The organism is Pedobacter sp. UYP30, assembly GCF_040547165.1.
In the GTDB taxonomy this organism is placed as follows: Bacteria; Bacteroidota; Bacteroidia; order Sphingobacteriales; family Sphingobacteriaceae; genus Pedobacter.
In genome coordinates, this window is sequence record NZ_JBEPPD010000008.1 from 188,022 (window position 1) to 201,723 (window position 13,702).

The window sequence follows — 13,702 nt, forward strand, 5'->3', positions numbered from 1 at the left end:
GAAGATAACGCTAGGTCAATAAAAAATCAAAATAATATCAACTTGGTTATGCCGTGGGTTGAAACCCACCGCTACTATTTCGGCCGAAGCTACGCATCTGCATTAATTTTAATCCAGATATCCTCTAGAAATTTCTAAGCTATATCGTTGTTCCTTGCTCCTTATTCTTTGCTCCAAACCTTAACCTCATCTTCAGCCCCAACCTATTTCTTCTTATACGTATCTTTTAACGAAACCGTTCTATTAAAAATCAGTTTTTCTGGTGTAGAATCTGTGTCCAAACAGAAATAGCCTTTCCTAATAAATTGGTAGCGACTGTCCATTTTTGCTTCGGCCAAAGCTGGTTCCATATATACTTTAGGCAAAACAGTTAAACTGGTTGGATTAAGGTAATCTTTAAAATCGCCCTCTTCATCATCTGGTGTTTCAGAAGTAAACAACCTATCATAAAGCCTAACCTCGGTAGTTTTAGCATGTGTTGCACTTACCCAATGGATGGTGCCTTTTACACTAATTCCGCTCGTATCGCTACCGCTTTTAGAATCTGGAAAATAAGTACAATAAATTTCAATCACATTGCCGTCTGCGTCTTTTTTAAAATCATCGCATTTAACAATATAAGCCGACTTTAACCGAACGGTGGCTCCTGGCGCCAACCTAAACCATTTCTTGGCCGGTTCTTCCATAAAGTCCTCGCGTTCTATCCAAAGCTCATTGCTAAATGGAATTTCGCGCGTGCCTCCGCCATCTTCTGCCTCCGGATTATTTTCGCCAATTAACGTTTCGGTTTTACCGTTCTCATAATTGGTAATAAACATTTTAACAGGATCTAGAACAGCCATAACACGATGAGCCGTTTTGTTCAGGTCTTCTCTTATACAAAACTCGAGCAAACTAAGTTCTATCAAATTTTCTCTTTTGGCAATGCCTATACGCTCGCAAAATTCGCGAATACTCTTTGGCGTATATCCGCGTCTGCGCAAACCACTAATAGTAGGCATGCGGGGATCATTCCATCCGCTCACCAAATTATCACTAACCAACTGAAGCAATTTGCGTTTGCTCATTACCGTGCTGGTTATATTTAGCCTTGCAAACTCATACTGTTTGGATGGAAATATTTCTAGTTTTTCTATGAACCAATCATACAATTCGCGATGCGAAACATATTCTAACGTGCAAATAGAATGCGTAATATGCTCAATGCTATCACTTTGCCCATGTGCAAAATCATACATCGGATAAATACACCAAGTATTTCCGGTACGATGATGTTCTACATGCTTTATGCGATAAACAATTGGATCACGCATTAACATGTTAGTGCTTGCCATATCTATTTTGGCCCGCAAAGTGTAAGCACCGTCTGGAAAATCACCATTTTTCATACGGATGAAAAGCGCTAAATTTTCCGCTATCGAACGGTTTCGATAAGGACTATCTTTTCCTGGCTCGGTAGGAGTTCCTTTTAGGGTTGCAATTTCATCAGCTGTACTATCATCCACATAAGCCAAATCCTTATTTATCAACGCTATTGCAAACTGATAAAGCTCTTCAAAATAATCTGAAGTATACAATTCGTTTTTCCACTGAAAGCCTAGCCACCTAATGTCTTCCTGCTGACTGTCTACGTATTCGGTTTTTTCTGTGACCGGGTTGGTATCATCAAACCGAAGGTTGGTATACCCGCCATATTTTTGGGTCAGTCCAAAATTTAGGCAAATGGCTTTTGCATGTCCAATATGCAGGTAGCCATTCGGTTCAGGAGGAAATCTAGTAACCAACTGTTGCAATTTTCCACCGTTTAAATCGCCCTCAATTATTTCCTCAATAAAGTTTAGAGATTTTTCCTCGTTCATATACCTAACTCGCAATATTAAACGGTAAAGTTAAAAACATTGCCCATATTTATTGAGTATTAAGCCCAATGATTGGATATAATTGCTAAATTCGATACATTTATGATATTTGAAATTTTTTGATGAGCAAAATACTGAAACGCCCAATAAGAGTGTTGGTTGCGAAAGTTGGACTAGACGGGCACGATAGAGGTGCAAAAGTTATTGCCACTTCGCTTAGAGACGCCGGTATGGAGGTTATTTATACCGGTTTGCGGCAAACGCCAGAAATGGTGGTAAATACTGCTTTGCAAGAAGACGTAGATGCCATTGGCATTTCAATTCTCTCTGGCGCACACATGACGGTTTTTCCAAGAATCATCGAGTTTATGAAAGAAAAAAAAATGGACGATGTGCTCATTACCGGTGGCGGCATTATTCCCGAAGCCGATCGGCGAAAATTATCAGAAATGGGTGTGGGAGAGCTTTTTCCTCCAGGCACCACAATGGCAAGCATTGTAACCTATATTAATGAATGGGTTACGGCACATAGAAATTTTTAAAAAATGGAATATCAAAATCTGCTGGTTACCTTAAAAGACAACATCTTATACATAACCATTAATAGAGAAAAAGCCTTAAATGCCTTAAACCAAGTTACCTTAAGAGAGTTGGCACAGGTTATAAAGCAGGTAGAAGAAAACGACGAAATTCTTGGCGTTATTATTACCGGCGCAGGAGAAAAGGCGTTTGTTGCCGGCGCAGACATTAAAGAATTTGCAGGTTTTGATTTAGAAAGAGGCAAACAGTTGGCCATAAATGGGCAGAATGAAGTGTTTAATGCCATAGCGAACGCAAGTAAGGTTTACGTGGCGGCTATTAACGGTTTCGCCCTTGGCGGAGGATTGGAACTTGCCATGGCTTGCCACATCAGAATAGCCTCAGAAAATGCAAAGCTCGGTTTGCCAGAAGTTACGCTTGGCTTAATTCCCGGTTACGGAGGCACGCAGCGCTTAACACAATTGGTAGGCAAAGGAAAAGCAATAGAAATGATTACTACCGCGAATCTGATAAGTGCGGCAGAAGGAGAAAAAATAGGCCTTCTAAATTATACGGTAACCCAAGAAGAACTTATAAATAAAGCTGAAGAAATTTTGGGTGCGATAAAGCAGCGAGCACCGTTAGCAGTGGCAGCAGCTTTAAAATCTATACAAGCAGGGGCAAATCTTTCGGCCGATTATGGCACCGAGATAGAGGGGTTTTCCAGCTGTTTTAACACAAGCGATTTTAAAGAAGGTGTTTCCGCTTTCCTTGAAAAGCGAAGGCCAAAATTTACAAAAAAATGATTTTTGCCAAACCTTTGGCTTGCTTTTTGGCTAACTTAAACGGAGAGGTAACTGCGGAATTAGAGATTAGATGTTCATTTATATGCAAACAATAACCCATAAAAATGGTTATTTTAATAATTGAAGACCGCTATTTAACTTTTATATAAATTAGCATTGTTAAACCTTAAATTAAAAAAAAATTATGAATGATAACTCAAAAACCGTAGTGGCCTTATTGGCGGGTTTGGCGGCAGGAGCTGCTTTAGGAATTTTATTTGCACCAGATAAGGGCGACGAAACACGCGACAAGTTAAGTCAGTCTTTAAAGGATCTCTCTGACGCGGTTAAAGATAAAACAGCAGATGAACTAGAGGCATTAAATCAATTTAAAGAAAAGATAGTGGGCTCTATAAAAACCAAACTTCGAGGTATAGAAGCAGACTATAATGACGAGGCTGAACATGCCTAAGCGGAAACTTTAACGCAAAAAACAAATCTAAAAAATGCAAGAGACGAAAGAAGAAAGTAAAGAACAATCCATAGAGGATTTGGTGGCCGATGCGAAGGGGTACGTATCCGCACGTATGGAATACCTTAGATTGTACGCGATAGAAAAAGGAGCAAAAGTGTTTGCCGACCTGGTAACAAATTTAGCTGTTGTAGTTAGTTTTATTTTGGCCTTTCTTTTTGGTAGTATAACCCTTGCGCTTTATTTATCTACAGTTTTGGGAAGTTATGCTGGTGGTTTTGGTTGCGTTGCTTTAATATACATTTTGTTGGCTATTGTTGTGTATATAACAAAAGATACATTTTTAGAACGGGCAATTACCGATTTTGCGATTAAAAGATATTTTAATAAACTACAGGAAGAAGAAGAGGAGGAAGATGAGAAAGTATAACATTAATAGCCTGAAAGAATTGCAAAATAAACGGGTTGGACTTAAAATTGACTATCTCCTTTTAGAAGATCAACTTAAGCAAAACGGAAAAAGCTATCTCATGCAATTTAGCCCGAAAGCTTTGTTTAAAAAATTTACTTCTAAAGACAACATGGTAGATGTAAACAAGCAATTTAACCTAATAGGCAACGCCATGTCTTTTCTGCTTCCAATGGTAATGAGAAAAACACTATTTAGAGGCTCCGGATTTATTACCAAGGCTATTGTTGGCTTAGCTTCTAAAAAAATAGGCCAATCACTCAATGCAAAAAAGCTTATGAAATTGTTCGATACTGCGAAACATTGGGTTGAAGAAAAAATACCAGACAAGCTCGAAAGAAAACGAATAGATTATGGCATACCGCCCGATAGCGAAACATATTGATTACGTAAATTACCTTAACCCCTTTTTAACTTGAGTTGAAAAGGGGTTTTTCTTTGAATGTATTTTAGAAATAATGCCCATTCAGCCGATAAAGCAACGTCCAAAAAAATAGCTGAAAAACCATTCAACATTGTAGCGTTTGTTATCTTCTGCTGGTATTCTTCTTGCAAACCACCCCCTAAATGATGGCTCTCAGCAGGTAGCCTCTACTTCCACCTTCCAAAACTTATCGAAATAAAAATTGCCGTATGGGTTTATAGGACTTCAGATGAGTTAACAAGAAAATGTGTTACAGAAGCACAAAAAGAAGTTGGAAAGTCTATTCAGAAATTCTTAGATATGCCGTTAGAAATATCTGCTGACCATAACCAAGAACGATATTGCCCTGTAAAAAAAATAACCAGAAAAAAACCTGATTTAGAAACGAGAAAACCTACTCATTATAAACAAAAGAAGGCGAGTTGCCCCGCCTTAAATGTTTTCACAACGGAATAATCCTTATTGTGATTTGCTTTCAATATCAAAGGTAGAAATTAATTTTTAAATGTAATTACGGGAATCCGTAAAAATGAATTATTTTTTATTTATACTTTTAGGGAAATCTAAATGCAATGAAAAAAATATTAGGACTTGATTTGGGAACAAACAGCATTGGATGGGCTTTGATACTTCAAAACTCTGAAAATAAACAAGGAAAAATTCTTGGGATGGGAAGTAGAATAATCCCTATGAGCCAAGATATAAAAGACGAATTTGGTAAAGGAAATTCGATTTCGCAAACAGCAGATAGAACGAGTTTCAGAGGCATTCGTCGTATTCGTGAACGTCATATATTACGCAGGGAAAGATTACATCGTGTGCTAAATGTTTTAGGTTTTTTACCAAAGCACTATGCTAACGAAATAGATTTTAAGCAACATTTTGGGAAGTTTATTGAAGACACAGAACCTAAATTGGCTTATGACAATAAGAATTTTATCTTCAGAAAATCTTTTGAAGAAATGCTTTCTGATTTCAAAAAGCATCAACCACAACTCTTAACAAATGAAAAAGGAGAGGAAAAATTAGTTCCTTATGATTGGACGATTTATTATCTACGCAAAAAAGCTTTAAAAGAAAAAATAAGCCGAGAAGAACTGGCTTGGTTAATTCTGAACTTTAACCAAAAGAGGGGGTATTATCAATTACGAGGGGAAGAGGAGGAAGAAAACCCGAATAAGCTAATTGAGTTTCATTCACTTAAAATTGTTGATGTAGTGGGGGATGAAATGCAGAATAGTAAAGCAGAAACCTGGTATTCGTTGATTTTAGAAAACGGATGGGTATACAGGCGCTCGAGCAAAACGCCTTTATACGATTGGAAGGATAAAATACGCGATTTTATTGTAACCACCGATTTGAATGATGATGGCAATATTAAGACAGACAAAGAAGGTAATGAAAAAAGGAGTTTTAGAGCACCCAGTGAAGATGATTGGACTCTACTGAAAAAAAAGACAGAACAAGAAATTGGTCGTTCAGAAAAAACAGTTGGTACTTATATATATGATGCATTACTTCAAAACCCCAAACAAAAAATTAAAGGAAAATTAGTACGGACAATTGAACGCAAATTTTATAAGGATGAATTGAAATTGATTTTAAAATCTCAAAAAGCGTTTCATCCAGAACTGAATGACCAAGGGTTATATATCGACTGTGTAAGAGAATTATATCGTAATAATGAATCGCATCAAACCGCGTTGGACAATAAAGACCTTGTTCATTTATTGGTAAATGACATTATTTTCTATCAACGTCCTTTGCGTAGCCAAAAGTCTTCAATTAGCAATTGTACATTAGAGTTTAGGAAGTATAAAGATGAAAATGGTTTAGAAATAACAGACTATCTAAAGACCATCCCAAAATCGCACCCGCTTTATCAAGAATTTCGATTATGGCAATGGATATATAACCTAAGTATATACACAAAAGACAATGATCTAAACGTAACCACTGATTTTTTAAATACCATTGAAGCTTTTGAACAACTATTCGATTTCTTAAATAGTAAAAAAGAAATTAAGCAGGACACCTTGATTAAATTTCTTTTAGAGCAGAAAGGATATAAGAGTAGGGTACTGACTGCTGAAATGGCAAAATATCGTTGGAATTTTGTGTCAGAAAAAATTTATCCCTGTAATGAAACAGGCACTCAAATTAGAACAAGGTTATCCAAAATAGAAAATATTGCAGAAGGTTTTTTGACGGCAGAAATAGAACAAAAACTTTGGCACATCATTTATTCGGTAACCGATAAAGTGGATTATGAGAAGGCAATAAAAACCTTTGCGGAAAAACACAATTTAGATGTAGATTCCTTTGTAGAGAACTTTAAAAAGTTTCCGCCTTTAAAAAGCGAATATGGTTCATATTCAGAAAAAGCAATCAAAAAACTACTCCCGTTAATTCGTTTAGGAAAGTATTGGCATTGGGAAAACATTGATAATAAAACGCAAATTAAGATAGAAAAAATACTTACGGGCGAATTTGATGAAGATATAAAGGATAGGGTAAGAGAAAAATCTATTCGTCTAACAGATGAAAATCATTTTCAAGGATTACAACTTTGGCTTGCTCAATATATTGTTTACGACCGACACTCGGAAGCTACAAATTTAAGCAAATGGAATTCTGTAAAGGATTTAGAAAAATATCTAAAAGACTTTAGGCAGCACTCTCTAAGAAACCCAATTGTAGAGCAAGTAATTACAGAAACACTGCGTGTAGTACAGGATATTTGGGTGAAATATGGCCAAAGCGAAAAGGGGTTCTTTGATGAAATACATGTTGAGCTTGGTCGTGAAATGAAAAATACAGCAGATGACAGGAAGCAAATAACTAATAAGGTGGCAGAAAACGAAAATACCAACCTGAGAATAAAATCTTTGCTTGCTGAACTTTTAGACGATAGAAGTGTAGAGAATGTTCGTCCTTTCTCTCCCATGCAACAAGAAATCTTAAAAATTTACGAGGAAGGCGTACTCAATTCTGATTTGGATATTGATGATGAATATTTAAAAATAAGCAAAACGGCACAGCCATCAAGCTCTGAATTAAAGCGATACAAATTATGGTTGGAGCAGAAATATCGCTCACCATATACAGGAGAAATCATCCCGTTAAATAAGCTGTTTACACCTGAATACGAAATCGAACACATTATTCCACAATCGAGATATTTTGATGATAGTTTTAGCAATAAAATAATTTGTGAATCGGCAGTTAACAAACTAAAAGATAAGCAACTAGGTTTAGAATTTATTAAAAATCATCATGGAGAAATTGTACCAACTGGTTTTGGGAAACAGGTAACGGTTTTTGGCGAAAGAGAATACGAAGACTTTGTAAAGAATCACTACGACAAAAACAAGGGAAAGAAAACTAAACTATTATTAGAAGAGATTCCTGACAAGATGATTGAAAGACAAATGAACGACACTCGTTACATTAGCAAGTTCATTTCTTCTGTCTTGTCCAACCTTGTACGTTCAGATATTAATGATGATGGGGTAAATTCAAAAAATGTCTTACCCGGAAACGGAAAAATAACTACCGAGCTCAAAAAAGATTGGGGACTAAATGACATATGGAATGATTTAATTTTGCCACGTTTCGAAAGAATGAATAGAGTAACCAATTCTACCGTTTTTACAGCTTGGAACGAAAAATATCAGAAATTCCTGCCTGTTGTTCCGATAGAATTTTCAAAGGGCTTTCAAAAGAAAAGAATTGACCACAGGCATCATGCTATGGATGCCTTAGTTATTGCTTGTGCTACAAGAGATCATATTAACTTATTAAATAATCAACATGCAAAATCAAACAAACGATTTGACTTAAACAGAAAGTTACGAAAGTTTGAAAAAGTAGCTTACACCGACCTAAAAACTGGCAAACTTATAGAAAAAGATGTGCCTAAGAATTTTCTAAAGCCTTGGGATAATTTTACTATTGATGCCCGCAATTCCTTAGAAAACATCATTGTAAGTTTTAAACAAAATCTTCGTGTTATTAATAAAACCACCAATAAATATGAGAGCTATAAAGATGAAAATGGTAATTTACGAATTGGTAAAGACGGAAAACCAAAAAAAGATTTAATAGTCCAAACAAATGGCGATAGTTGGGCAATACGCAAACCGATGCATAAAGATACTGTTTCGGGATTAGTTAAATTGCGGAAGAGAAAAGAAGTATCTCTAAGTTTAGCTCTGGATAACGTCATTGATATTGCCGACAAAAAATTGAGAAAGCATATTCAATCGTTATCAGCAAAAGGATTGGACAAAAGGCACTTATTAAGTCATTTTAAAAGTGGTAATTCTGAATGGGATGGTCATAATGTATCTAGAATTGAGATTTACTACTGGGAAAACGATAACGTAGCGTCGCGAACCAGTTTAGATACGTCCTTTAATGAAAAAAAATTAGAAAGTATTACCGATACTGGCATTCAAAAAATACTACTTGCTCACCTAGATAATTATAAAGAAATATTTGATGATAAGGGCAAAAAAATAGCTCCTGAACTATTAGCTTTTACGCCAGAAGGTGTAGAAGAGATGAACAAAAATATCTCTTCGTTAAACAAAGGGAAGCTGCATCAACCAATTTTAAAAGTAAGAACTTATGAAGCAAAAGGGAACAAATTTGCAGTAGGCCAAACAGGAAATAAAAAAACGAAGTTTGTAGAAGCTGCAAAAGGAACAAATCTTTTTTTTGCCGTTTATGAGAACGATAAGGGCAAAAGAAATTACGAAACCATTCCTTTAAATATTGTTATCGAACGGGAAAAGCAAGGTTTAAATTCTGCACCTAAAATTGATGAGAATGGGAATAAATTACTATTCAGTCTTTCACCCAACGATTTGGTATATGTCCCCACAATGGAAGAAAAAGCAAGTGGTATATTCAATCTAAAAGAATTAACTAAAATACAAAAAGAGAGAATATATAAAGTTGAAAAAGCATCGGGCGCCGAATGCTATTTTACTAGACAGGACATTGCAAGTTTGATAAAAAATTATGATGCAAAAAGTAAAATTGGAGAACTCGAAAGTCAGAATAAGCTACAATCAACAATGACTGAAGATCGAATTAAAATTTCCGATTTTTGCATTAAATTAGATGTGGATAGATTAGGAAATATAAAACTCTTCGAATTATGAAAATGAACTACACAAAAAGCACTTGTAATAAAAAACAGGAAATAACCTGTAACAATCTTATTTATTAATTTTAACAGTTTACAGTCTTGCTAGAGAAGCATAAGAAAAAAAGAGCCATTAAGCGCTAATTAACAATCTATTTTGATTTAAGTAAAGATTTTAACAATGAACCCCATCAAATCAACAGGCAAATGCCTGTATTGCAAAGAAACCTTTTTAAAAGCGGGTATTGGCAGGCACTTGCAAAAACACCTGCAAGAAAAATTTCTATTAAGCAAACCGGGTAATTCTTTTTTGCTTAAAGTTGAAGAAAACCCTAAATGGGAAACTAGGCCATACTTTTTAATTTTATGGATAGATGGCGAAACAAAAATAAACGAATTAGATGATTTTTTAAGGCAAATTTGGTTGGAGTGTTGTGGACACATGAGTTCATTTACCAACTCAAAAATGAAAAAACAAAATGGCTCCATGTTCGATTTTTTCGATGCCGGTAACTTACTGGAGCAGGGAAAAGTGAAACAGTACGAAAAATTAATGGAGGAAAATTGTGGAGAAGTTGCAATGAGCAAAAAGGCAAAAAAAACATTAGCCAAAGGTTTAAAATTAATTTATCAATATGATTTCGGCAGTACTACAGAACTGCAAGTTACTGTACTCAATGATTATCCGATCCAAGCTGATGATAGGATTGTACTGCTGTCTAGAAATGAACCCCTCGGGCTACTTTGCGATTTGTGCGGCAAAAAATTAGCAACTCAAATCTGCTCAATCTGTTGCAGCAATAGTGATGAAGCCTATTTTTGTACGGCCTGCTCTAAAAAACACGCTAAGACCTGCCCAGATTTTGAAGACTATGCAAAATTGCCAATGGTCAATTCTCCAAGAATGGGGGTTTGTGCTTATGAGGGTGGTTCTATAGATAAAGAAAGAGACGGTAACTAAAACATAAATTGTTGGCATTTGCCACGGCACTACGAAACAGGTTAACATGATCAAAAAAACGCTCCACTTCTCCAATCCGGCATACCTTAGTTTGCAGCAAAATCAGTTGCTTATAGATTTGCCACATTTAAAAGCTTTAGGCGAGAAGGAATCTAAAAAGAAAATCCCGATAGAAGATATTGGCATCGTGTTGTTAGACCATCAACAAATTACCATTACCCATGGTTGCATCGCAGCACTTTTGGCAAACAATGCAGCGCTTATTACCTGTAACCACGGGCATTTACCTACCGGTATGATGTTGCCGATTGATGGACATGACATCCAAAGCGAGCGATTTAGGCATCAAATAAATGCCTCGCAGCCTCTAAAAAAACAATTGTGGCAACAAACTACCCAGGCCAAAATTTTAAACCAAGCTGCTGTATTGCATAAGCGGAATATTGCCTGCGAGAATATGATTCGATGGGCAAGAGCTGTTAAATCTGGCGATCCTGACAATTACGAGGGACGCGCCGCAGCCTATTATTGGAAAAATGTTTTTCCGAAGAAAATAGTGTTTTTTAGAGGTCGTGAAGGAGACCCGCCGAACAACTTACTGAATTATGGCTATGCCATATTGAGGGCCATTGTGGCCCGTGGCTTGGTGTGTTCTGGATTGTTGCCCACATTAGGCATTCATCATCGCAATAAATATAACGCCTATTGCCTTGCCGATGACATTATGGAACCTTATCGCCCTTATGTAGATGAAATTGTACTCGACATTATAGACCGAGGCGAGAATTTTTTAGAACTCGGCACTTCCATCAAAACACAATTACTAGGAATCGCAACGGTCGACGTACAGTTTGAGCGAGGCACAAGTCCGCTGATGGTGGGGCTGCAAAGCACTACGTCGTCTCTGGCGAAATGTTATGAGGGGGTTACAAGAAAACTTATTTATCCGGCCATGGAAAACTTTGACTCGAAACGTACCGTCAACTATGAATTTGGTAGCGACACCCTGGACCAAGCTGCAGAAGGTACGGGCAATTACGATAAAACGGAACATGAGGACAACCTGCCTTTTTAATTGATGCGCCTAAATGAATATAGAATTTTGTGGGTTTTAGTATTTTTTGATCTGCCAACTGAAACCAAAAGGGAAAGAAGCGTTGCCAGCAAGTTTCGAAAAGAGATTATGCGAGATGGCTTTGCTATGTTTCAATTTTCTATCTACCTAAGGCATTGCAGCAGTAGAGAAAATGCCGATGTTCATATTAAACGCGTTAAACGACTCTTGCCAGAAAAAGGGCATATCGGCATCATGTCGGTTACCGACAAACAGTTCGGGATGATGGAACTTTTTTATGGAAAAAAGGAAACAGAACTGCCCAATACACCTCAACAGCTCGAGCTTTTTTAACAATTCCCCTCTTTTAGAGGGGTGCCCAAAGGGCGGGGTGTTAAAAAAGCAGTAAGTTTTAATTTTATTCTCCCGCTTAGGATAAAAATAATTATTAGAATAAAAATCTGGCTAACGAAATAGCCAGATTTTTTTAATTCTAATTTTCGAACTAACCTACTGACGGTTAATCTTTTGAACTAGGGTATGCTGTTGCAAATATCAGTAGTTCAAAGAATGAAAGCAAATCACAACGATTTGCACGAAACAGAATTACAGAAAGAAGCTGTTGCAAATATCAGTAGTTCAAAGAATGAAAGCAAATCACAACGAGCGTTGGGAAACCTTATTTGTGAAAATAGCTGTTGCAAATATCAGTAGTTCAAAGAATGAAAGCAAATCACAACAGTTGCTTGGTGGAGTGCAGGAATTACGAGGCTGTTGCAAATATCAGTAGTTCAAAGAATGAAAGCAAATCACAACCAATGGTACCTAAATAATACTTAATTAAAGGCTGTTGCAAATATCAGTAGTTCAAAGAATGAAAGCAAATCACAACTAGATTCAGTTAGTACTAAAAAAGTATATGCTGTTGCAAATATCAGTAGTTCAAAGAATGAAAGCAAATCACAACTATATGAGGGTTATCGCTTAGTAACGCTTGGCTGTTGCAAATATCAGTAGTTCAAAGAATGAAAGCAAATCACAACTAGCTTCTGGCCTAAACGCTATAAAGTAATGCTGTTGCAAATATCAGTAGTTCAAAGAATGAAAGCAAATCACAACAAATGGTGCGGGTTTATATTCGAGAAAAAAGCTGTTGCAAATATCAGTAGTTCAAAGAATGAAAGCAAATCACAACATGGTAACGGTCAGGCAATTACAGATGTAGGCTGTTGCAAATATCAGTAGTTCAAAGAATGAAAGCAAATCACAACATCTAGTTGGGCGGCGAATGAATTGGCTTTGCTGTTGCAAATATCAGTAGTTCAAAGAATGAAAGCAAATCACAACACTGCTTCGAGCAACTGGTTATCTACAAATGCTGTTGCAAATATCAGTAGTTCAAAGAATGAAAGCAAATCACAACTTAAATCAAACCACATACGCATCATTATCAGCTGTTGCAAATATCAGTAGTTCAAAGAATGAAAGCAAATCACAACATAACATCGGAAATACTTAGTGCAACATTAGCTGTTGCAAATATCAGTAGTTCAAAGAATGAAAGCAAATCACAACTTATAGTCGCCGAATAAGAACCTAATTGTAGCTGTTGCAAATATCAGTAGTTCAAAGAATGAAAGCAAATCACAACTGAGTGTTGGCAAATTTGTGAGGCGCCAGCGCTGTTGCAAATATCAGTAGTTCAAAGAATGAAAGCAAATCACAACAGCGATGCGTCTGCGCCTTGCTCGTCTATTGCTGTTGCAAATATCAGTAGTTCAAAGAATGAAAGCAAATCACAACTTTGCAAATACCATTTTTATATTTACCTTTGCTGTTGCAAATATCAGTAGTTCAAAGAATGAAAGCAAATCACAACAGAGTTAAGTCCATCTACACAAAAACTTATGCTGTTGCAAATATCAGTAGTTCAAAGAATGAAAGCAAATCACAACAGCGATGCGTCTGCGCCTTGCTCGTCTATTGCTGTTGCAAATATCAGTA

General features: G+C 36.5%; 10 protein-coding genes and 1 CRISPR repeat array. Of the genes, 9 read left to right on the plus strand and 1 reads right to left on the minus strand.

Annotation, left to right across the window (positions count from 1 at the left end):
• Positions 1–203: 203 nt before the first annotated feature.
• Positions 204–1,859, minus strand: coding sequence for a glutamine--tRNA ligase/YqeY domain fusion protein (locus ABIB40_RS11355; RefSeq protein WP_354359095.1), 1,656 nt, complete (start codon positions 1,857–1,859; stop codon positions 204–206).
• A gap of 122 nt (positions 1,860–1,981) precedes the next feature.
• Between ABIB40_RS11355 and ABIB40_RS11360 the strand changes: the two genes are divergently transcribed.
• The 9 genes from ABIB40_RS11360 (at position 1,982) to cas2 (ending at position 12,052) form a co-directional block, all read left to right on the plus strand.
• Positions 1,982–2,401, plus strand: coding sequence for a cobalamin B12-binding domain-containing protein (locus ABIB40_RS11360; RefSeq protein ID WP_354359097.1), 420 nt, complete (start codon positions 1,982–1,984; stop codon positions 2,399–2,401).
• Between the two features lie 3 nt (positions 2,402–2,404).
• A complete protein-coding gene (locus ABIB40_RS11365; RefSeq protein ID WP_354359099.1) occupies positions 2,405–3,184 on the plus strand; it encodes an enoyl-CoA hydratase/isomerase family protein in 780 nt (259 codons plus the stop codon).
• A gap of 184 nt (positions 3,185–3,368) precedes the next feature.
• The gene (locus tag ABIB40_RS11370; RefSeq protein ID WP_354359101.1) at positions 3,369–3,635 is read left to right on the plus strand and encodes a YtxH domain-containing protein; all 267 of its coding nucleotides are present in this window, start codon (positions 3,369–3,371) and stop codon (positions 3,633–3,635) included.
• A gap of 34 nt (positions 3,636–3,669) precedes the next feature.
• Entirely contained in the window at positions 3,670–4,065 is a 396-nt protein-coding gene (locus ABIB40_RS11375) for a phage holin family protein (RefSeq protein ID WP_354359103.1), read from the plus strand.
• Positions 4,052–4,489 (plus strand): hypothetical protein, encoded by a 438-nt coding sequence (locus ABIB40_RS11380; RefSeq protein ID WP_354359105.1) that lies wholly within the window; start codon positions 4,052–4,054, stop codon positions 4,487–4,489. The genes ABIB40_RS11375 and ABIB40_RS11380 overlap by 14 nt, the downstream gene beginning before the upstream one ends.
• Before the next feature lie 611 nt (positions 4,490–5,100).
• Positions 5,101–9,699 (plus strand): type II CRISPR RNA-guided endonuclease Cas9, encoded by a 4,599-nt coding sequence (cas9, locus tag ABIB40_RS11385; protein ID WP_354359107.1) that lies wholly within the window; start codon positions 5,101–5,103, stop codon positions 9,697–9,699.
• A gap of 165 nt (positions 9,700–9,864) precedes the next feature.
• Positions 9,865–10,644 carry a hypothetical protein gene (locus ABIB40_RS11390; RefSeq protein WP_354359109.1) on the plus strand — a complete coding sequence of 260 codons (780 nt, stop codon included), beginning with the start codon at positions 9,865–9,867 and terminating at the stop codon, positions 10,642–10,644.
• A gap of 46 nt (positions 10,645–10,690) precedes the next feature.
• The gene (cas1, locus tag ABIB40_RS11395; RefSeq protein ID WP_354359111.1) at positions 10,691–11,719 is read left to right on the plus strand and encodes a type II CRISPR-associated endonuclease Cas1; all 1,029 of its coding nucleotides are present in this window, start codon (positions 10,691–10,693) and stop codon (positions 11,717–11,719) included.
• A gap of 3 nt (positions 11,720–11,722) precedes the next feature.
• Positions 11,723–12,052: a CRISPR-associated endonuclease Cas2 gene (gene cas2, locus ABIB40_RS11400; protein ID WP_354359113.1), complete on the plus strand. Its 330-nt coding sequence runs from the start codon at positions 11,723–11,725 to the stop codon at positions 12,050–12,052.
• Between the two features lie 188 nt (positions 12,053–12,240).
• Positions 12,241–13,653: a CRISPR direct-repeat array (repeat unit 46 nt; unit sequence GCTGTTGCAAATATCAGTAGTTCAAAGAATGAAAGCAAATCACAAC).
• The last annotated feature ends 49 nt before the right edge of the window (positions 13,654–13,702 follow it).